Annotated in this window: 7 protein-coding genes and 1 pseudogene; 4 read left to right on the forward strand and 4 right to left on the reverse strand. The window is 72.5% G+C overall.

Features of this window, described 5'->3' with window-relative positions:
• Positions 1 to 42: 42 nt before the first annotated feature.
• From ACYUED_RS30645 to ACYUED_RS30660, 4 genes are all read right to left on the reverse strand, one after another.
• Positions 43 to 822, reverse strand: coding sequence for a thioesterase II family protein (locus ACYUED_RS30645; RefSeq protein ID WP_491287239.1), 780 nt, complete (start codon positions 820 to 822; stop codon positions 43 to 45).
• Positions 809 to 1,723 (reverse strand): SDR family NAD(P)-dependent oxidoreductase, encoded by a 915-nt coding sequence (locus tag ACYUED_RS30650; RefSeq protein WP_491287241.1) that lies wholly within the window; start codon positions 1,721 to 1,723, stop codon positions 809 to 811. Before ACYUED_RS30650 ends, ACYUED_RS30645 begins: the two co-directional genes overlap by 14 nt.
• Positions 1,724 to 1,784: 61 nt before the next feature.
• Positions 1,785 to 3,380, reverse strand: a complete 1,596-nt coding sequence (locus ACYUED_RS30655) for an MFS transporter (RefSeq protein WP_491287243.1) — start codon at positions 3,378 to 3,380, stop codon at positions 1,785 to 1,787.
• A 126-nt stretch (positions 3,381 to 3,506) separates the two neighbouring features.
• A complete protein-coding gene (locus ACYUED_RS30660; protein WP_491287245.1) occupies positions 3,507 to 5,066 on the reverse strand; it encodes a GMC family oxidoreductase N-terminal domain-containing protein in 1,560 nt (519 codons plus the stop codon).
• Positions 5,067 to 5,447: 381 nt separating this feature from the next.
• Here ACYUED_RS30660 and ACYUED_RS30665 point away from each other — a divergent pair, with 381 nt between their 5' ends.
• From ACYUED_RS30665 to ACYUED_RS30680, 4 genes and pseudogenes are all read left to right on the forward strand, one after another.
• Positions 5,448 to 8,237 carry an AAA family ATPase gene (locus tag ACYUED_RS30665; protein WP_491287247.1) on the forward strand — a complete coding sequence of 930 codons (2,790 nt, stop codon included), beginning with the start codon at positions 5,448 to 5,450 and terminating at the stop codon, positions 8,235 to 8,237.
• Between the two features lie 446 nt (positions 8,238 to 8,683).
• Positions 8,684 to 9,358 (forward strand): annotated as a pseudogene (locus ACYUED_RS30670) (beta-ketoacyl [acyl carrier protein] synthase domain-containing protein); the annotation flags it as partial.
• 30 nt (positions 9,359 to 9,388) lie between these two features.
• Positions 9,389 to 16,306, forward strand: coding sequence for a type I polyketide synthase (locus ACYUED_RS30675; protein WP_491294508.1), 6,918 nt, complete (start codon positions 9,389 to 9,391; stop codon positions 16,304 to 16,306).
• Between the two features lie 62 nt (positions 16,307 to 16,368).
• On the forward strand, positions 16,369 to 21,474 hold the full coding sequence (locus ACYUED_RS30680) for a thioester reductase domain-containing protein (protein WP_491287248.1): 5,106 nt from the start codon (positions 16,369 to 16,371) through the stop codon (positions 21,472 to 21,474).
• Positions 21,475 to 21,487: the final 13 nt, after the last annotated feature.

Genomic DNA, 21,487 nt, shown 5'->3' on the forward strand with positions numbered 1-21,487 from the left:
AGGGGCGCCCTCAGTGCGTACACACCCGTTTGCGGCCGCGGCTCAGCGGGTCGGCGTCGTGCGCAGGGTGCCGATCCAGGTCAGGGTGAGGGCCGCCAGTTCGTCCTGCTGCTCCTGGAGATAGAAGTGCCCGCCGGGCATCACTCGCACGTCGCAGGTGCTGTCGGTGTGCTCCGCCCAGGATTCGGCCGCCTTCGGTGTCACCAGGGGGTCCTGGTCGCCGACCACGACCCTGACGGGGCAGCCGAGCCGCTGTCCCCGCGGGTGGACGTAGGTTTCGAGCGCCGTGTAGTCCCCGCGCAGCGCGGGAAGCGCCAGCCTCATCAGGTCCTCGTGGGCCAGGACCCGCGGGTCGGTGCCCGACAGGCGCCTGATCTCGGCCAGGAGCGCGGCGTCACCGAGGTGGTGGATCGTCCGGTCCCGGGGCGCGGAGGGGGCGGGGCTGCCGGAGACGACCACGCCGAGCGGGCCCGCGCCGCGGGCTTCCAGGCGGGCGGCGACCTCGTAGGCGACGACGGCCCCCATGCTGTGCCCGAACAGGACGCAGGGCCCGGTGCCGCGGGCGACGACGGCTTCGCTCGCCCGGTCCGCGAGGGCGTGCAGGTCGTGCGGGGGCGGCTCGGCCGAGCGGTCCTGCCGCCCCGGGTACTGCACGGCCAGGACCTCGACCTCGTGCCGTAACCGTGCGGAGAGCTTCAGATACGTCCCGGCCGATCCCCCCGCGTGCGGAAAGCAGACCAGCCGGACGGCCGCGGCGGGGGAGGGGTGGAAGCACTTGATCCAGTCGGTGGTCCCGTCCCGGGTGGGCTCAGTGTTCGGCAACGAGTTCCTCCGAGACGTCCCACAGTTCGGCCGCGCGGGCCGCGTCGTGCGACTGCGGGGAACTCTCGCGCCGCCGGCGCCCCGAGAAGTAGGTCCCGGTGACATCGGCGACGTCGGGGGACGTGGTCAGCCAGGCCAGGTCACTGCCGGAGCCGGCCACGGAGCGGGTACCGGGCAGGACACGGACCAGCACCGGGGCCATCGCGTGGTAGATCCGCTGTGTCCACTGCGGCCAGTCCCGGTCGAGTCCGGTCTCCGGCATCAGACCCGGGTCGAAGGCGTTGACGGTGATGCCGAGTGCGGCGACCCGGGGGGCCAGTTCGTACGTCAGATAGAGGTTGGCGAGCTTGGAGGTGGCGTAACGGACGCGGCCCGCCTTGGGGGAGCCGCCCAGCTCGGTCTGCGCCGGGTCGGCGAGCGCCTTGGGGTGCTGCCAGTGCGGCGCGGGGAAGCCCATCGACTTGCGCGGGCCCTGGTGCACCTCGCTGGACACCAGCACGATCCGGCCCGGTGCCACGATGTGGTCGGCGAGCAGCCGGATGAGCAGGAAGTGGCCCAAGTGGTTGGTGGCGAAGGTGAGTTCGTGTCCGTCGGCCGACTGCTGCACTCCGTTGACGACCTGGATACCGGCGTTGCACACCAGCGCGTGCAGCGGTGGCCGGCCGGTGTCCGCCAGCAGCTTCGCGGCGGCCGTGCGGACCGAGTCCAGTGAGGCGAGGTCGAGTTCGAGCACCTCCAGAGCGGCGCCGGGCGTACGGGCCCGGATGCGCTCGGCCGCGGCTTCGCCGCGCTCGACGCTGCGGCAGGCGAGGATCACATGGTGACCCAAGGCGGCGAGCTCCCCGGCGGTGATCTCCCCCAGCCCGGCGGAGGCGCCGGTGACGATGATGGACGTGGTCACGTTGAATTCCTCTTGTTGTGACGGGAGTTGGGGCGAGGACGTAGGTCTGTGAATCACTCTGTCATGCCGGCCTGTCGCCCGAGGCCGCCATGGTCCGTGGAGCGTCGGGCAGCGAGGTGTCCCGCAGGGCGCTGGCGTGGAGGTCGGTGGAGCGGATGAAGACGAAGCCGATCACCGCGCCGACCGAGGCGAGCACCCCGCACGCGAACAGCACGTCGTTCAGGCCGTGCACGAACGCGGCGCGCGCGGCGGCGGTGACCTGGTCGGCCAGGGCGGGCGGAAGGGTGGCGGTCAGTTCCCGGCCCCCACCGGCAGCCGCGGCCCGGCCGGCCTCCGCGGCGTGCGGGCCGAGCTGCCGCCCGGCGTCCGAATGGGTGAACGCGTCGACGACCCGGTTCTGGAACAGGGCTCCGAACCCCGCGATGCCCACGGCGACCCCCACCTGCTGGAAGGTCTCGCCGATGCCCGATGCCATGCCCGCCTTGGCCGGTTCGGTCACCCCGATGCAGAGCGACGCACGCGGCGGGTTGAACATACCGAGCCCGACACCGCTGACGATCATGCTGGGCAGCAGCGCGGTCCACGAGTCGCCGACCGTCACCCGGCCCATCAGGAAGAGGCCTACGGCGATGCACGCGAGCGCGGTCCCGACGAGCAGCCGCGGCGGGAGCGACACGGTGAGCGGGCCGGTCGCCGCCGCCGCGGCGAACAGCGTCAGTGTCAGTGGGAGGAAGCGCACACCGGTCTCCCAGGGGGAGTGGCCGAGCACGTTCTCCATGTAGGAGCCCTGGAGGAAGATGGCGGACAGCACCGTCGCGTTGGCGATGAAGGCGGTGAGGGAGATCCCGTTGAACGTGGGTATCCGGAACAGCGACAGGTCCAGCATCGCCGCGGCGCCCCTGCGCCGCTCCAGCGGGACGAAGACCGCCAGCAGGACGATCCCGGCCGTGAACATGCCGAGGATCAGCGGGCTGGTCCAGCCCTCGGCCTGGCCGCGCATGAAGCCGAGGACCACCAGGGTCAGTGCGGCGCTGAAGACGGCCAGGCCCGCCCAGTCGACTCCGTGCGGCTGGGGATCGCGGGACTCCTTGAGCCGCCAGGCGCCGACGAGTACCACCGCCACGCCGATGGGGACGTTCACCAGGAAGATCCACCGCCAGCTCAGCAGGTCGGTGAGCGCCCCGCCGATCAGCGGGCCGAAGGCGATGGCCAGGCCGGAGACCGCACCGAAGACGCCGAAGGCGAGGCCGCGGTCCTTGCCCCGGTACTCGTGACCGATCAGCGCGGGCCCGACGGCGAAGAGCAGGGCTGCGCCCAGGCCCTGGGCCGCGCGGGCGATGTTCAGCGCCGTCACGTCCGGGGCCAGGCCGCAGGCCAGTGAGGCGAGGGTGAAGACGACGAAGCCGGTCTGGAAGACCCGTTTGCGTCCGAGCCGGTCGGCGAGCGAGCCGCCGGTGAGCAGGAAGACGGCCAGGGTGAGCGCGTAGGCGTCCAGCACCCACTGAAGGTCGGAGAAGTCCGCCCGGAGCGCGGTGCGCATGTGCGGCAGGGCGACGTTCACCACCGTCAGGTCGAGCATGAGCATGAACGCCGCGGTGGACACGATCGTGAGCGTCCACACGCGCGCGTGGGGCAGTCCGTTGGGTGTGGCCGACAAGTCCAGCTCCTCGGTGATGGTGGGGCAACCGGCCTTGCGCCGACCGGTCTTGCGTCCGGCTTGTGTCGAACGGCTCCGTCGCGCACCGGTGGTGCAGGTGGCTCAGCCACGCGAACCGGTGGTGGCTCAGCCCGCCGTGATGATGTTCTCCAGGGCCCGGGACACCGAGCGGTCGGCCAGGGCGGTGGTGGTCAGCGCCGGCGGCATGGCGCCGGTGGAGCCGGGCAGCAGGGAGCTGTCCACCGCGAACAGGTTGTCGTGGCCGATGAGTTGGCCCGCCGAGTCGGTGGCCTCTCCCAGGACGACGCCCCCGGTGGAGTGAGAGGTCAGCAGGGGGGTCACGATGTCGAGCCCGAGCCCTGTGGCGGCGTTGAGCCGCTGCGCGGTGCCCTGCACGGCAGCGGTGACGCGCAGGATCCGGGGGTCCGCGGCGGGCCAGTACAGCTCCGCGCTGTCGCTCAGCAACCGGTAGGTGAACCGGCCGATCGGGGGCGCCACGGACATCGCGAGGGCGGTGTCCGTGAGCGGTCCGAGCGCCGGGTAGCCCAGCGGGAAGCTCAGCAGGCTCACCGGAGCCTTCGGGTTGTCCCAGTCGGTCGCGAGGATGTGGGCGGGCCCGCCCTGGGCCTTGCCGGTGAGCGGCAGACCGGCCCGGGCGACGATGTGGTCGCCGCCGCTGCCCCAGTTGCGCCCCACCTGGTCGTTGAGGTGCGGCAGATGACCGCGTGCCTTCGCCCGCACCAGCAGGCGGGTGGTGCCCAGCGACCCGGCGGCCAGGAAGACATGGCGGGCGGTGAACCGCGGGCGCGCCAGCTCGTGGCCCTGCTCGTCGATCTGCCGGCATTCGATGACATAGCGGTCGCCGTCGGCCCGGATGTCCAGCACCTGGTGCAGCGGCAGCACCTCGGTGCGTCCGGTGGCCTCCGCGGCGGCCAGGACGGTGCGGTCCACGCTGCGCTTGGCACCGCTGTTGATGCCGAGCATGGCGTCGCCGACGATCGCCGAGCGGACCGCCGTACCGGCTATCTCGGCGCGCACGGTCTGCCAGTCGATCGCCATGTCGACGCGCCGGGTCCCCAGCCCCGCGCGCTCGGCGGCACTCAGGAAGTCACGCGCGTTGGCGTAGTAGGGCGAGGCGAGCACGTCGTCGGGGATGGGAGCGACGCCGATCAGCCCGCGCGCCCGGGGATACCAGGTACCGGCCATCTCGGCGTAGTCGAGCCGGGTGCCGAAACTGGCGCGGAACAGCTGCTCCGAAGGAGCCTCCATGACGGCGTAGTTGACCAGCGAGCCGCCGCCGACACCGGCACCCGCCAGACATGTCACCCCGCCGCCCGCGTAGGCCTCCAGTACGCCGGTGAACAGGCTGACCGGTTCCCGGCTGAGAGGCGAGGTGGTGGACAGCCAGGAGGCCCGTCCGTCCGGGCGGGCCTGCGGTGCGAAGGTGTCACCGGAGGGGGTGATGGTCCAGCGTCTTCCCCGCTCCAGGACGACGGAGTTGATTCCGGCCTGGGAGAGCCGCAGGGCCGCCACCGACCCGGCGTAGCCGCTGCCGATGACGACGGCGTCCACGGACTCGGAGGCCTTCGCCTCGGTGCTGAGCAGGGGCACGGACAGCGCCGCAGTTCCGGCTGCTCCCGCACCGCGCTTGAGGATCTGTCGTCGGGTGGGCGCAGGCTGGGTCATGGGTGGCGTGGGCTCTTCTCTTCGCAGGCTCTTCGGCGCTTGACTTCGGCGCTTCACGATTCCGGCTGGGCCCGCGCCGGGGCAACCCCTGACTTCGGCTGCGGGTAACAGGGGTTGTAACCATAGGTAATAGGGGTCGACCGTCTATGCTCGGAGTGAAATGTGAGGGGACAGGGAAGGAGTTGCGGGAGTCTGTCAGGGGTTAAGGGTGTTTGCTGGGTGCACGTTCCTAGGCTGATCGGTGTACCGGGCAATGGGGGCCAGCGCGGCCCCCCGATGGGCTGGGCTCTGGGGGCAGAGTGGCCCCTCTACCTGCGGAAGCTCCGCGCGGTGGCGGTTTTTCCGCAAACTTGAATTACCTAATGGGGGGAAATAGAGAGCATGAACTTATGTGAACGGGACGGAGAGATCCGGCAAATACGCGAGCTGCTGGCGGAAAGCAGAGAGGGTCACGGCAGGGTCGCCCTCATAAGTGCCGCCGCGGGTGCGGGGAAGACCGCGCTCTTACGGGAGTTAGAAGCGGAACTCGCCGACGACGTGATCGCCCTCGGCGCAAGCTGCGTCCCGCCCGACCGCGACGTCCCGTACGGCATGCTGACCGAGCTTCTCGAAAGCCCCGCACTCGGCGCGCAGGACGCCCGGCGGGCCAGGAACCTGCTGGAGAACCGCACCGATCTGGCCGGTTCCGGCTTTTCGAGACTTATTCGGGACATGGCCGAGCAGAAGCCGGTCGTCATCACCGTGGACGGTATCCACAACGCGGACCCCGAATCAGTGGTTCACCTCGTGCGGGTGGTGCGCCGAGTGCCCTCCGACAGGGTGCTCGTGGTTCTCTCCGAACGTCCGCAACCGGCCGAGGCGTACTCGGCACTGCACAGCGAACTGCTCGGGCGACCGCACGTCAGCTTCATCCGGCTCCGCCCGCTGTCCCCGCGAGGGGTGCGGGAGATGGTCGACGCCGACACCGGGGCGAGGACCGCGGCCCCGCCGGCCGCCGACCTGCACGCGCTCACCGGAGGCAGCCCGCTCCTGGTCCAGGCGCTGCTCCAGGACCTGCGCGCGTCCGGACAGAGTGCGGCCGCCGACGTCCCGCCCGGCGGCCCCGCCTTCGGCCACGCGCTGCTGGGCTGTCTGCACTCCGCGGGCCCGACGACCCTGGCGGTCGCCCGCGGGATCGCACTGCTGGACGGGGCGGCCACCCACGCGCTGCTGAGGCGGCTGCTCGACCTGCCGCTGGAGGCCGTCGCCCGGGCCGTGGCCGAACTCGACGTCGTCGGCCTGGTGAGCGGCTGCCGACTGCGCCACCCCGCGGCGGTCCGCGTGATTCTGGGCGAGATGGCACAGGAGGACAGGACGACGTGGCACCGGCGGGCGGCGCGGCTGCTCCTCGACTCGGGCGCCGCCGCGGCGAATGTCGCCCGGCAACTCCTGCACGCGGACTGCGTCGCCGAGACCTGGACGGCACAGGCTCTCGTCGACGGCGCCGGCGAACTGCTCGACGAGGACGACGGCGAGCAGGCCCGGGCATGCGCGCTCCTCGCCCTGCGGGCCGGTATCGGCGACCTGCGGCTCCAGGCGGAGGCGGTCGCCGCGCTGGCCCGCGCCGAACTGCTGCTCAGCCCCGCAGCGGCACCCCGGCTGTACCCCTACCTGTCCGCCGCGATCAGACACGGCCATCTCTCACCACGCCTGGCCCTCGAACTCCCCGGGATCGTCTGGTGGCACGGCCGGGCCGGGCAGAACCAGCGGCTCTACGGCCACCTCGCGCGACTCATGGACGACGCGACCCCCGGGCCTGCCATGGAACTGCGCGCCTGCGGCACGATGCTCACCACGGTCTTCCCGCAACTCGCCGAGCGCATACCGGACCTGCGGGACCGGACCAGCGATCTGCAGCTGGCCAGCGCCGCGTTCACCACCGCCACCCGCATGAAGGTCTTCATGCAGCTGCGCACCGTACAGACACAGGGCCCCAGAGCCGACGCGGTGCGCGGCGCCGAGCAGGTGCTCGGCGCCACCCGGCTCACCCACCGCACCGTCGAGCCGCTCGCCATGGCCGTGGCCACCCTCCTCGGCTGCGAGCGGCCCCGCTCCGCGCGCAAGTGGGCCGACCGGCTGCTGACCGAGGCCACCGACCGGGGCGCCGCCCACTGGGAGGGCCTGATGGCCGCCCTGCGCTCCCAAGCCGCCCTGTACGAGGGCGATCTGGTCGGCGTCGAACACTATGCGCGGCGGGCGCTGCGCCGGATGCCGCCGCAGGCGTGGGGCGTCGGGCTCGGCACCGTCTACGCCTTGCTGCTGCGCGCGTTCACCGAGACGCGACGGCATGGCGAGGCCGCCGAGCTGCTCAGCCGGCCGGTGCCGGAGATGCTGTTCGAGAGCACCCCCGGGCTGCTGTATCTGCACGCCAAGGGCTGTCACCATCTGGCCACGCACCAGTACCAGGCGGCACTCGCCGACTTCCACGCCTGCGGCGAGCTGATGGCGAAGTGGGGCATGAGCCGTTGCACGACGGTGCCGTGGCGCTGCGGGGCGGCACAGGCGCTGCTGGAGCTCGGCGAACCGGACGCGGCCGGCCGCCTGGCGGAGGAGCAGCTGTCGGCTCTGACGTCCGGCGGACACTCCCGGGTGAGAGGAATGGCGCTGCGTGTCCTGGCCGCCACCCGGGCGCCCGAGCAGCGGCCCGAACTCCTCGTCCAGGCGGTGAACCAGCTGCGGTACAACGGTGACCGGGTCGAGCTGGCGAAGGCCCTCACCGATCTGGAGGACACCCAGCGCCTGCTCGGCGGGAGCGAACCCGCCCGCCGGGCGGTCCGGCCCGGCCTGCACGCGGTCATCGGGGGCCGGGCGGCCCTGCCCGTGCAGCTGACGGCGGTGACCGCCTCCGACGCCCTGCCGGCCGATCCGGAGCCCGCCGAGGACACCTCCGCCGATCTGCTGAAGCACCTCACGGAGGCCGAACGACGGGTGTGCGACCTCGCCGCCCGGGGCCGAAGCAACCGGGAGATCGCCGGTGAGCTGTTCATCACCGTCAGCACCGTCGAACAGCATCTGACCAGGATCTACCGCAAGTTGAACGTCAAGGGGCGCCAGGACCTGCCCGTCGAGCAGACCGGGGCACACCCTGAGCCCCTGCATGCCACGCCCCCTGCCCGACTGCGCAAGGTATGACCGAGGGCGCTCGTGAACGGGTCGCACCGTTCACGAGCGCCCTCCCCTACGCGATCGCTCCCCTCAGGGGTACTACAGGGGGTACTGCAGGGGTGCTCAGAGCGCTCAGGGGCCTCAGGTGCCTCAGGTGCCTCAGAGGGTTCAGGGGTGCCTAGGGGTGCCGCCCGGTGGCGGGCATCCGCAGGTCAGACGGGCGTCCGCGAACCCCTGTAAGCCGGATAAGGGTTGTCACGGACGCCGCGGGTGACGAAGCCTCTTGTGTATCTGAGCTGCCGCATCGCCGCGGTGGCACTTCCCCGGCCGTCCGAGCCGGGGCCCGCAGCGCACGGGCCGACACCGACGTCGGCGAATGGTGCGCCGTTGCCGATTCCGCATCCTGACCTGACCTTTCCGGGGGAACCGTGCCTGCGCATGACGAATTCACCGAGCCGATTGCCGTGGTGGGGGTGGGGTGCCGTTTTCCGGGTTCTGGTGGGGGTGTTGAGGGTTTTTGGGATCTGTTGACGGGTGGCGGGTCGGGGGTGGGGTTGGTGCCGGGGGACCGGTGGGATGTGGAGGCGTTCTTCGACGCTGATCCGGAGGTGCCGGGGCGGACGTATGCGCGGCATGGCGGGTTTGTGGATGGGGTGCGGGAGTTTGATGCGGGGTTGTTCGGGATTCCGCCGCGGGAGGCGGTGCGGGTGGATCCGCAGCATCGTCTGGTGCTGGAGGTGGTGTGGGAGGCGTTGGAGCATGCGGGGGTGGCGCCGGATTCTTTGCGGGGCAGTCGTACGGGTGTGTTTGTGGGGATGGGTGGGAGTGATTATGAGCGGTTGACGGCTTCGGGTGGGGATGTGTCGGGGCTGGATGGTTATACGGCGACGGGGGGTGCGCTGAATTTCGCGGCGAACCGGGTGTCGTATGTGCTGGGGCTTGAGGGTCCGAGTCTGGTGGTGGATACGGCGTGTTCGTCGTCGTTGGTGGCGTTGCATCTGGCGTGTCAGGCGTTGCGGGCGGGGGAGTGTGAGCGGGCGCTGGTCGGTGGGGTGAACCTGCTGTTGTCGCCGGGGACGACGGTGGCGTTGTCGAAGGCGCGGATGTTGTCGCCCGAGGGGTTGTGCAAGACCTTCGATGCTTCGGCGGATGGTTATGTGCGGGGTGAGGGTTGCGGTGTGGTGGTGCTGCGGCCGCTCGCGGACGCGGTCGCGGAGGGGCAGGACGTCCTTGCGGTGATCAAGGGCTCCGCCGTCAACCAGGACGGGCGCAGCAACGGCCTGACGGCACCCCGCGGTTCCGCTCAACAGGAGGTGATCCGGCGGGCGTTGGCGGTCGGTGGGGTTGCTCCGGGTGATGTGGGTTATGTGGAGGCGCACGGGACGGGGACGCCGTTGGGTGATCCGATCGAGGTGCGGGCGCTGGCCGGGGTGCTGGGTGAGGGTCGTGCGGTGGACCGGCCGGTGGTGTTGGGGTCGGTGAAGACGAATATCGGGCATCTGGAGGCGGCGGCCGGTATCGCGGGTCTGATCAAGACGGTTCTGGCGGTCGGTCGTGGGGTGATTCCGCCGCATCTGAACTTGTCGATTCCTAATCCGTTGCTGGCGTGGGACGAGTTGCCGGTGCGGGTGGCGACGGAGCTGACGCCGTGGAACGAGGAGCGGCGGGTGGCGGGGGTGTCGTCGTTCGGGTTCGGCGGGACCAATGCGCATGTGATCGTGGAGTCCCCGCCCGCGCCTGCCCGGACGCCCGTCGAGACGACTGTCGATGTGGCGGATCAGGGGCCGGTGGTGGTGAAGGTGTCCGGGCGCAACGACGACGCCCTGCGCGCCTCCGCACAACAACTGGCCGCAGTCATCCGTGAGTCGGGCGAGGGCGTACAGCCGCGTGACGTCGCCTGGGCGGCCGGCGTGGGCCGGGCGGACCTGCCGCAGCGGGCCGCCGTCGTGGCCGCCTCGGCCACCGAACTCGCCGAACGGCTCGACCAGGTCGCCGACGGAACGGTGCGCGGACGGCCCGCCGCCGGCGCGCCCCGGGTCGGGTTCGTGGTGCCGGGCCAGGGAGCCCGGCTGGCCGGAGTGCTCGCCGGACTCCACGGCCGGGTGGACGCGGTGACCGAGGCCGTCGACGAGGTCGCCTCGGTGGTGGGCGGGTTGTCCGCACCGCCGCTGTCGGTCCTCCTGGACCCCGGCGCCGAGGCGGCGGCCGCGCTGGCGGAGACCGATGTCGCCCAGCTGGCCCTTTACACGACCGGGATTGCCCTGGGGTCGTGGTGGAAGTCCGTCGGCGTGGCACCGGACGTCGTGACGGGGCACAGCGTCGGCGCCTACGCGGCCGCCGCGCTCGCGGGGGTCTTCAGCGTCGCCGACGGCGCCCGGCTCGTCGCCGCGCGCGCCCGGCTGATGGCGGAACTTCCCCGCACCGGCACGATGGCCGCGCTGTTCTGCGGCCCCGGGGAACTCGCCGGGATCCCGGCCATCGAGTCGGGAACGGTGGAGATCGCTGCCTACAACAGCCCACGGGAAACCGTGGTCTCCGGGCCGCGGGAAGCGGTGGCGGATGTCGTGGCCCGGATCCGTGAACGCGGGATACGCGCCGTGCCCCTGCGGGTGTCGCACGCCTTCCACTCCGCCCAGATGGACCCCGCACTGGCACCCTTCGCGGAGGCTTTCGACGGGGTACGGCTGCACGAACCCGCCCTGGACTTCGTATCGGACCTGACCGGTGAACTCGCCGGGCCGGAACCGGCCACCGTCGACTACTGGCTGCGGCATGCGCGGCAGGCGGTGCGGTTCGCGGACGCCGGGCGTGCCCTGCTGGCGGACGACACGCGGATCGTGGTGGAGCTGGGCACCGGCGGGCTGCTGCCGCACATCGTCTCCGCCGCGGGTTCCGCCGTGGTGACCTGCCTGCCCTCCGTGGCCTCGGACGGGGACTCGCACCGACGGCTGCTGGAGTCCCTGGCCCGGGTCTGGGCGGACGGCGTACCCGTGGACTGGGCCCGGGCCAACGGCCCCCGCCCGGCCCGCCTGCCCCAGCTGCCCACCTACCCGTTCCAGCGTCAGACGTACTGGGAGCCGAGCAGCCCGCCCGTGCCCGGCGGCACCGCTGCCGCACCGGCCGCCGCGCCGCCCAGGACCACACCGCAGCCGGCGCCGGCCGCCCGGCCCGCGCCCCTGGCCGCCTCCTCGGACAGCCGTGACGAACGCGTCGCCGCGCTCGTCGCTCACCTCAGGCGCGAACTGGCCGCCGTGATGGAACTCGACGACGCAGGCGCACTCGACGCGGACACCGGACTGTTCGATCTCGGGCTCACCTCCACGATGGTGGTGGAACTGCGCGTCGGGATCGAGCGCGCACTGGGGCGCCAGATCCCCACCACGGCCGTCTTCGACCACCCCACCATCCGCCGTCTCGCCGCGTACCTCGCGGACCTGGACGTGGCGGCCCCCGCCGCACCCGACCGGTCCGCCGAACGAGCCGGTGGAGCGGGGACCACCACGGAACCCCTCGCCATCATCGGCATGGGCTGCCGCTTCCCGGGCGGGGCCAACGACCTCGACGCCTACTGGGGGCTGCTGGCCCGAGGCGGCGACGCCACCTCCTCCGTGCCCGAGGACCGGTGGGACCGGGACGCCTTCTACGACCCGGACCCGGCCGCGCCCGGCAAGGCCTACACCTACCGCGGCGGCTTCCTCGACGTACCCGTGGACCAGTTCGACGCCGAGGCCTTCGGCATCGCGCCCAGGGAAGCCCGCAGCATGGATCCGCAGCAGCGGCTGCTGCTCGAAGTGGCCTCCGAGGCGCTCGCCGACGCCGGCTGCACCACCGCGCGGCTCGCCGGCTCCCGGACCGCGGTCTACGTCGGCATCAACACCAGCGACTACATGCAGCTGCTGTCCGCCGACGGCACCCACGGCATCGACCCGTACCAGGCGACCGGCAACACCTTCAGCGTGGCCGCCGGACGGCTCTCGTACCTCCTCGGCGCCCAGGGCCCCAGCATGGCCGTGGACACCGCGTGCTCCTCCTCACTGGTCGCCGCCCACCTCGCGGCCCGCAGCCTGCGCTCCGGCGAGGCGGACCTGGCGATCGTGGCCGGGGTCAACCTGATGCTGGCCCCCGGCACCACCGTCAGCCTGGCCAAGCTCGGCGCGCTGTCCCCGGACGGCCGCTGCAAGACCTTCGACGCCTCGGCCGACGGGTACGGCCGCGGCGAGGGCTGCGGGGTCGTCGTCCTCAAGCGGCTGTCCGAGGCGGTCGCCGACGGGGACCGGGTGTGGGCCGTGCTGCACGGCTCCGCGGTCAACCAGGACGGCCGCAGCGCCGGCCTCACCGTCCCCAACGGACAGGCCCAGCAGGCCGTCATCCGGGAAGCGCTGCGCAGCGGCGGGACCGACCCGGCCGAGGTCGGCTACGTGGAGGCCCACGGCACCGGCACCCCGCTCGGCGACCCGATGGAGATCGGCGCCCTGGTGGAGGTGCTGCGCCCGGACCCTCAGACGGCGGCCCCGCTGACGGTCGGCTCGGTGAAGACCAACATCGGGCACCTGGAAGCCGCCGCGGGGATCTCCGGCCTCATCAAGGTGGCGCTGTCCCTGCACCACGGCAAGATCCCGCCGCATCTGCACTTCGACACCCCCAACCCGCACCTCCCGTGGGACCGGCTGCCGGTGGAGGTCCCCGCGAAGCTCACCGAGTGGAAGCAGCCCGACGGCACCCGCACCGCCGGCCTCAGCTCCTTCGGCTTCAGCGGCACCAACGCCCATCTGATCCTGGGTGAGGCCCCGCCGGACGGCCGCCGGGACTCCTTGGGCGCCGACACCCCGCAGGCCGCGCCCGCCGAAGAGCCCTCCGCCGGACTCCTGCTGCTGTCCGCCCGCACCCCGGACGCCCTGACCGCCACCGACGAGGCGTACGGCCGCTTCCTCGCAGCAACAGCGACTGATGACGACGGGTCCGACGGAGCCTTGGCCGAGCGGCCCGGCTGGGCGGGCATCACCCGCACCGCAGCGCTCGACCGCGACCACCTGACGCGGCGCACCGCCGTCGTCGCCCGCTCGGCGAGCGAGGCGGCGAAGACGCTGACCGCCGCCGCGAACGCGGCACGGCCCACCGGCATCCGGCACGGCGCGGTCGTCCCCGCAGAACAGCGCCGGCTGCTCTTCGTCTACAGCGGGCAGGGCTGCCAGTGGCCCGGCATGGGACGCGGCCTGCTGGCCGACCCCACCGCCGCCCGGGTGCTGCACCACTGCGACGGCGTCGTCCAACGGCTCGCCGGCTGGTCGCTCGTCGACGAACTCGTGGCCGACCGCGCCGGCTCCCGGCTGGCCGACACGGTGATCGCACAGCCCGCGGTGCTCGCCGTGCAGGCCGCGCTGACCGAGGTGTGGCGCAGCTGGGGGATCACCCCGGACGCGGTGCTCGGACACAGCGTGGGCGAGGTCGGCGCGGCGTACGCCGCCGGGGCGATCGACCTGGACACCGCACTGGAGATCGTGGTCCGCCGGGGCGAAATCATGGGGGCCACCCGGGGGCAGGGCGCGATGGCCGCCGTGGGAATGGCCGCCGACCAGGTCGCCGACCTGATCGCGCCCTACGGCGACCAGGTCACCGTCGCCGCCGTCAACTCCCCGGTCAGCACGGTGCTCGCCGGCGACCCGGCCGCACTGGCCGAAGTGGAGAAGCGCGTCCGTGAACGCCGCGCCCAGTGGGCGACGGTCCAGAAGGAGTACGCCTTCCACAGCCCCTACATGCTGCCGGTCCAGGGCGACCTGGAACAGGCGCTGGCCCACCTGCCGGCTCCCGCGCCCGCCGGCCTGCCCGTCCTGTCCACCGTCACCGGCGGACCCGCCGAACCCGGCGCGTTCGACACCGGCTACTGGTGCGCCAACATGGTCAGCCCGGTGCGCTTCGCCGACGCCGTACGGGCCGCCGCGGGCGACGAGGCCCACACGGCGGTGGTGGAGATCGGACCGCACAGCGTGCTCCGGTCCGCCGTCACCCAGACCCTGGCGGACCGCGCCGAGCACCTCACCGTGCTGGGCTCGATGCGGACCGGCGCCGACAGCCGCACCACCCTGCTCGACGCGGCCGGCGGACTGCACGTCCTCGGCCACGACCTCGCACACGAGGCGATCCAGCCGCCGAACGCCCCACGCGTCTCCCTGCCGGCCTACCCCTGGCAGCGACAGCGGCACTGGCTGCCCGCCAAGCCGGTGTCCACCGTGCCCGGAACCCCCCGGCGCACCGACGACGTCGACACCCAACTGACCGAGAACAGCTACGAGTTGGAGTGGCGTACCGCCGAGTCCCCGCAGGGTCCCGAAGAGGCGGGCGAGGGCACCTGGCTGCTCGTCGCCGACCGGCAGGGCGTCGCCGCCCGGGTCGCCGCACTGCTGGAGGCCACCGGCGCCGACTGCCGGCTGCTCACCCCCGAGGAGGCCGAGGGGCCCCTGCCCGTGGACCTGCCGGTCCGCGGCCTGCTGCACCTCGGCACGCTGGACGCCGCCCCCGACGCGCGCACCCCGGGCGCGGAACTGGACGCCGCGCTCGCCGTCTCCTGCGGCCCCCTGCTGTGGGCGGCCCGCAGCCTCGGCGTCACCGACGGACACCCCGCCCCCCGGCTGTGGCTGGTCACCCGCGGCGGCGCCGCCGTCGACGACACCGGCGTGACTCCGTCGCACGCCCCCGTGTGGGGCCTGGGCCGGGTGGTGGCGCTGGAACACCCCGAGGTGTGGGGCGGCTCGCTCGACCTGGACCCGGCGGCGGCCGACCTCGACGCCGACGCCGCTGCCGTCGTCGCCGAGGTGCTGCGCGCCGACGGCGAGGACCAGGTCGCCTACCGGTCCGGCGCACGCAAGGTCGCCCGGCTGCGCGCGGCCGACGCACTCGACCCGACGACCACCGTGCGCATCGACGCCGACGCCGCCTATCTCGTCACCGGCGGCCGTGGCGCACTCGGCCTGCGGATCGCCCGCTGGCTCGCCGACCACGGAGCCCGCCACCTGGTCCTGACCGGCCGCCGGCCACTGTCCGACGACCCCGACGACCCGGCCGTACGCGCCGTCGCGGAACTGCGGGACGCGGGCGTCGCCGTGCACACCCCCGCCGTCGACGTGGCCGACGCCGAGGGCATGGCCGCCGTCTTCGACGCGTGCGGCACCGAGTGGCCCGCGCTGCGCGGAGTGGTCCACGCGGCCGGTCTGTTCGACCCCTGCGCCGTACAGGACATGAGCGGGGAACAGCTGCGCACCGTGCTGCGGCCCAAGGTCGAGGGCACCCTGGTCCTGGACGCGCTCGCGGACCGGGCGGAACTGGACTTCTTCGTGATGTTCTCCTCCGCCTCCTCGGTGTGGGGCTCGGCGCTCGCCGGGCACTACGCGGCGGCCAACTACTTCCAGGACGTGATGGCCCACGACCGCGCCGGACGCGGTCTGCCCGCACTCGCCGTCAACTGGGGCTGGTGGGCCGGCAGCGACATGGTCTCGCCCGAACACGTCGGCTACTTCGAGTCGATGGGCCTGTACGTGCTGCCCGACCGGGTCGGTTTCACCGCGCTCGACCGGCTGCTGGGCGCCGGACACCACCAGATGACCGTCGCGCCGGTGAACTGGGACATCTTCCGTCCGGTCCTGGAGGCCAAGCGCCGCCGCCCGCTGCTGGAACTCCTGGGCACCGCCACCACGGCGACGGACACCGTGGACCAGGACCTCCTGGACCGACTGCGCGAGGCACCCGGCGCGGTGCGCCGGCGGCTCCTGGAGGACCGGCTGCGCGAGGAGACCGCCGTCGTGCTCGGCGGCACCCTCCTGGAACGCGACGCGGGCTTCTTCGAGGTGGGCATGGACTCGATCACCAGCGTCGAGCTGAAGACCCGGGTGGACGCGGTACTCGGCGTACGCCTGCCCGCCACCGCCACCTTCGAGCACCCGACCATCGCCGCACTGGCCGAGTACCTGCTCACCGAGGTGCTGCCGCCCGAAACCCCGCGCACAACCGAGCCCGCCCCGTCCGAGGACGAGCCCGCAGAGGAGTTCGACGACCTCTCCGAGGACGAACTGCTGCGCCTCCTCGGCGAGGAACTGGAGCGCTAGCGCCCCATGAGCGGGTCCACGTCCACGAACACCACCATCATGCCCGGCACTGGGGGAATTTCATGACAACGGCCACCAACGGCAGCACCACTCACGACCGTTCCGACCTGCTGCGCCGCGCCCTGGTCGAGCTGAAGACCGCGCGCGCCGAGGCCGCCGAAGCCAAGAAGGCCCTCACCGAGCCGATTGCCGTGGTGGGGGTGGGGTGCCGTTTTCCGGGTTCTGGTGGGGGTGTTGAGGGTTTTTGGGATCTGTTGACGGGTGGCGGGTCGGGGGTGGGGTTGGTGCCGGGGGACCGGTGGGATGTGGAGGCGTTCTTCGACGCTGATCCGGAGGTGCCGGGGCGGACGTATGCGCGGCATGGCGGGTTTGTGGATGGGGTGCGGGAGTTTGATGCGGGGTTGTTCGGGATTCCGCCGCGGGAGGCGGTGCGGGTGGATCCGCAGCATCGTCTGGTGCTGGAGGTGGTGTGGGAGGCGCTGGAGCATGCGGGGGTGGCGCCGGATTCCTTGCGGGGCAGTCGTACGGGTGTGTTCGTGGGGATGGGTGGGAGTGATTATGAGCGGTTGACGGCTTCGGGTGGGGATGTGTCGGGGCTGGATGGTTATACGGCGACGGGGGGTGCGCTGAATTTCGCGGCGAACCGGGTGTCGTATGTGCTGGGGCTTGAGGGTCCGAGTCTGGTGGTGGATACGGCGTGTTCGTCGTCGTTGGTGGCGTTGCATCTGGCGTGTCAGGCGTTGCGGGCGGGGGAGTGTGAGCGGGCGCTGGTCGGTGGGGTGAACCTGCTGTTGTCGCCGGGGACGACGGTGGCGTTGTCGAAGGCGCGGATGTTGTCGCCCGAGGGGTTGTGCAAGACCTTCGATGCTTCGGCGGATGGTTATGTGCGGGGTGAGGGTTGCGGTGTGGTGGTGCTGCGGCCGCTTGCGGACGCGGTCGCGGAGGGGCAGGACGTCCTTGCGGTGATCAAGGGCTCCGCCGTCAACCAGGACGGGAAGAGTTCGGGCCTCACCGTGCCCCGTGGACCGGCCCAACAGGAGGTGATCCGGCGGGCGTTGGCGGTCGGTGGGGTTGCTCCGGGTGATGTGGGTTATGTGGAGGCGCACGGGACGGGGACGCCGTTGGGTGATCCGATCGAGGTGCGGGCGCTGGCCGGGGTGCTGGGTGAGGGTCGTGCGGTGGACCGGCCGGTGGTGTTGGGGTCGGTGAAGACGAATATCGGGCATCTGGAGGCGGCGGCCGGTATCGCGGGTCTGATCAAGACGGTTCTGGCGGTCGGTCGTGGGGTGATTCCGCCGCATCTGAACTTGTCGACTCCTAATCCGTTGCTGGCGTGGGACGAGTTGCCGGTGCGGGTGGCGACGGAGCTGACGCCGTGGAACGAGGAGCGGCGGGTGGCGGGGGTGTCGTCGTTCGGGTTCGGCGGGACCAATGCGCATGTGATCGTGGAGTCCCCGCCCGCGCCTGCCCGGACGCCCGTCGAGACGACTGTCGATGTGGCGGATCAGGGGCCGGTGGTGGTGAAGGTGTCCGGGCGCAACGACGACGCCCTGCGCGCCTCCGCACAACAACTCGCCACGTTCGTACGGGACTCCGCGGCCCCGGTCGCACTGCGCGGGGTGGCCTGGGCGGCCGGCGTGGGCCGGGCGGACCTGCCGCACCGGGCCGCCGTCGTAGCCGGTTCGCTGACCGAACTCGCCGACGGGCTCGGGCGTATCGCCGAGGGCGGATCGCTGCCCGCCGGTGTGGTGTCGGGCCGGCGCGACGAGACCGGCGCGCCCAGGATCGCCTTCCTGGCGCCCGGTGGGGAGGCCACCGGGCTGCCGTCCGGCCTGTACGGGCGGATCGACGTGGTGACGGAGACGATCGACGAGGTATGCGAGGCCGTCGGCCTGACACCGTCGGCACTGATCGCCTCCGACGCGGAGCCCCAGGACGGCGGTGCGCTCGCGGCATACGCGGCAGCGGTGGCCCTGGGAGCCTGGTGGAAGTCCGTCGGCGTGGCACCCGACGTCGTCTCCGGCCATGGCGCGGGCGCCTACGCGGCCGCCGCGCTCGCCGGAGTCTTCACCGTCGCCGACGGCGCGCGCCTCGTCGCCGCGGCCGACGACCGGGAGACGCTGGCGAAAGCGCTCGCCGACATCGAACTGCGGCTGCCGGAGGTCGACTTCGTGTCGGACTCCACCGGCAAACCGGCCGGCGCCGAGGCCGTCACCGTCGACTACTGGCTGCGCCAGGCCGCCGAACCCGTCCCGTTCGAGGACGTGCTGTGGTCCACGCTGGGCATCCGGACCCGGGTCCTGGTCGAACTGGGCTCGCCGGACCGGCGGCCGATGCTCGCTGAACTGGTCTCGGAGGGCGGACTGACCCGCGTCGCCTCCGCGCCCCCCGCGGACACCACCGCCGACGCGCACGAGTGCCTGCTGCGGGCGCTGGCCCGCGTGTGGAGCGAGGGTGCCGACGCGAACTGGGCCCAGGTCAACGGCCCGCGGCCCCCTCGGGTACCCAAGCTGCCCACGTACCCCTTCCAGCGCCGCACGTACTGGATGCGGCCCGCCGCCCACGACACCGCCGCCCACGACACGGCCGCGCAGCCCGCCGCCGGTGACGCGGGTGGGGCGCTGCGCCCCCGCGTCCTCAGGGCGGCCACCGGGGACACGATCGGCGAGACCCGGCTGTCGCTGTCGGTCCTGCCGTTCCTCGCGGAACACCGGGTGCACGACCGGCTCGTCGTACCCGGCGTGGTCTACCTCGAACTGCTGCTGCGCTGCGCGGCGGAGACCTTCGACGGCCCGGTGCGCATCGAGGGTCTGGAACTGTCCCGGCCGCTGGTGCTGGGCGACGACGACGCGGCGACCGTCCAGGTCGTCATCTCTGAGCCCGAGTCCGGCCGGGCCCGGGCCCGGGTGTTCAGCGAGGACCCCAAGGGCGGCTGGCAGCAGCATCTGACCGTCGTCGTTGTCGAGGAGGAGCCCGCCTCCTCCGAGGAGCCCGGCACCGGCACCCAGGCCTCGGCGGTCGACCTCCACGCCGTACGGGCACGCTGCGCCGAGAGCCTCGACGCGGACACCTTCTACCGGCAGGCCTGGCACCCCTCCTTCCGGCTCGGCCCCAGCTTCCGCCTGGTCCAGAGCGCCTCGCGGGGCCCCGGAGCGGCGGTGGGCACCCTGGTCCGGCCCGGTCCGGACGCCGAGGGCATCACGGCGGGGATCCGGCCGGAACTGCTCCTGCTCGACGCGTGCGTGCAACTGGTCGCGGTGGCCGCGCACTCCGGCACCGAGGGCTGGGACGAACGGCCCGTACGGCTGGGCACCGGCTACCGGAAGATGGTCGTGCACCGGCCGGTGGAGGGCGCCGCGCTGGAGTGCGCCGCCACGGTGCGGGACACCGCGGACGGTTCGGTCATCGGTGACATCGCGCTCACCACGACGGACGGCACCCCCGTCGCCGACCTGCTGGGCGTTTCGTTCCGCCCGGTCGGCCCGCAGATACTGAGCCGGCTGATCGCCGAACGGGCCACCGGCGAGGGCGGATCCGGGGCGCCGGACGCGACACCGGCGCCGGCCCGCGAGGTGCTCCTCGGGGCGGACCCGCTCCGGCGGCAGCGTCTCCTGCTCGATCACTTCGTACGGGTGCTGGCCGGCATCCTGGCCGCCGAGCCCGAGGAGGTGCACCCGGACACCCCGGTGACCGACCTGGCCGACTCGCTGATGATGGCCGAGCTGCAGACCATGGTGGACCGGGACCTGGGCATCACGATCCCGATGGAGATGATCTTCGACGGCAGCGGGCTGCGCAGCCTGGCCGCCTGGGCCGCCGAGGAGTTGGCCGAACCCGCGGACACAGCTGACACGGCGGACACGGCGGACACGGCTGACACGGCGCATGCCGCGGAAGCCTCAGCCGTCGCCGGGGCGGCGGAGCCGGCACCCCCTGCCGCGCCGAAGCCCCGCCCGCGCCGCCGCAGGACCATGACCGTCGAGGAGATGGCCGAACGGGCGCGGCTGGAGGAGTCGATCGCCCCCGCCCTCCCGCCGGAGCCCGCGGGCACCGCCCCCGAGGCCACCCTGCTCACCGGCGCCACCGGATTCGTCGGCGCCTTCCTGCTCGCCGAACTGCTCGACCGTCGCACCGGCGACGTCCTGTGCCTGGTCCGCGCCGACGACGAGGCGCATGCGCTGCGGCGGATCGTGGCCAATCTGGAGGCCTACGGCGTCGACCCGGAACCGTACCGGGAGCGCATCGTGCCGCTCGTCGGCGACCTCGGCGAGCCGTTGCTCGGGCTGGGCGACGGCGCGTTCGCCGCACTGCACGCCCGGGTGGGCTCGATCATCCACTGCGGCGGCATGGTGAAGTGGACGTACCCCTACAGCGGCCTCGAGGACGCCAATGTCGCCGGTACCCGGGAGGTGCTGCGGCTGGCCACGGCGGGCGCGGCGCGGCCCGTGCACTTCATCTCCACCGTCGGTGTCTTCTCCTCCATCGACTACACCGCCGACCGGGTCCACGAGAGCGACGACCTGCACAGCAGCGGAGCACTCGCGGTCGGCTACGCGCAGACCAAGTGGGTGGCCGAGCAGATGGTCCGCACCGCCCACGAACGCGGCGTACCGGTCACCATCCACCGCATCAACACCGGCGGGCACAGCCGTACGGGCTCCTTCAACCGCCTCGACCATCTGAACATGATGCTCAAGGGCTGCATCGAGGCGGGCATCGCGCCGCAGGACGTGCGGATGCCCGTACAGCCCGCGCCGATCGACTACGTGGCCGCCGCCGTGGTGGAAGTGGCCGGCCGTCCCGAACTGAGCGGCCGCACCTTCCACCTGGTCAACCACGGGTCGCTGAGCTGGTCCCACCTCTTCGACCACGTCGAGGAGTTCGGATACCCGATGCGGCGGCTGCCGTTCGACGAGTGGAAGGAGCGGGTGACCAACCGCAGCTCGGGAACCATGGCCCTGCTCGGCCTCGCGCCCTTCCTCAACGACACCGTCGACGACGTACGGCTGCCGCTGTCCGACTCGGCCGAGACCCGCTCGGCTCTCGACCCGGCCGGACTGGTCTGCCCGTCCCTGGACGCCGACCTCGTCCACACCTATCTGCGGCGCTTCGTCGCCACCGGCTTCATCGACGCGCCGGCGCGGCCGGACGCACCGCAGCACGCCTGAGCCGGACGCACCA

The sequence above is a fragment of the Streptomyces sp. DF42 genome (assembly GCF_058267695.1).

Coding starts and splice junctions, on each gene's coding strand:
- ACYUED_RS30660 (WP_491287245.1), bottom strand. CDS start 5,066: ATGACCCAGCCTGCGCCCACCCGACGACAGATCCTCAAGCGCGGTGCG.
- ACYUED_RS30680 (WP_491287248.1), top strand. CDS start 16,369: ATGACAACGGCCACCAACGGCAGCACCACTCACGACCGTTCCGACCTG.
- ACYUED_RS30665 (WP_491287247.1), top strand. CDS start 5,448: ATGAACTTATGTGAACGGGACGGAGAGATCCGGCAAATACGCGAGCTG.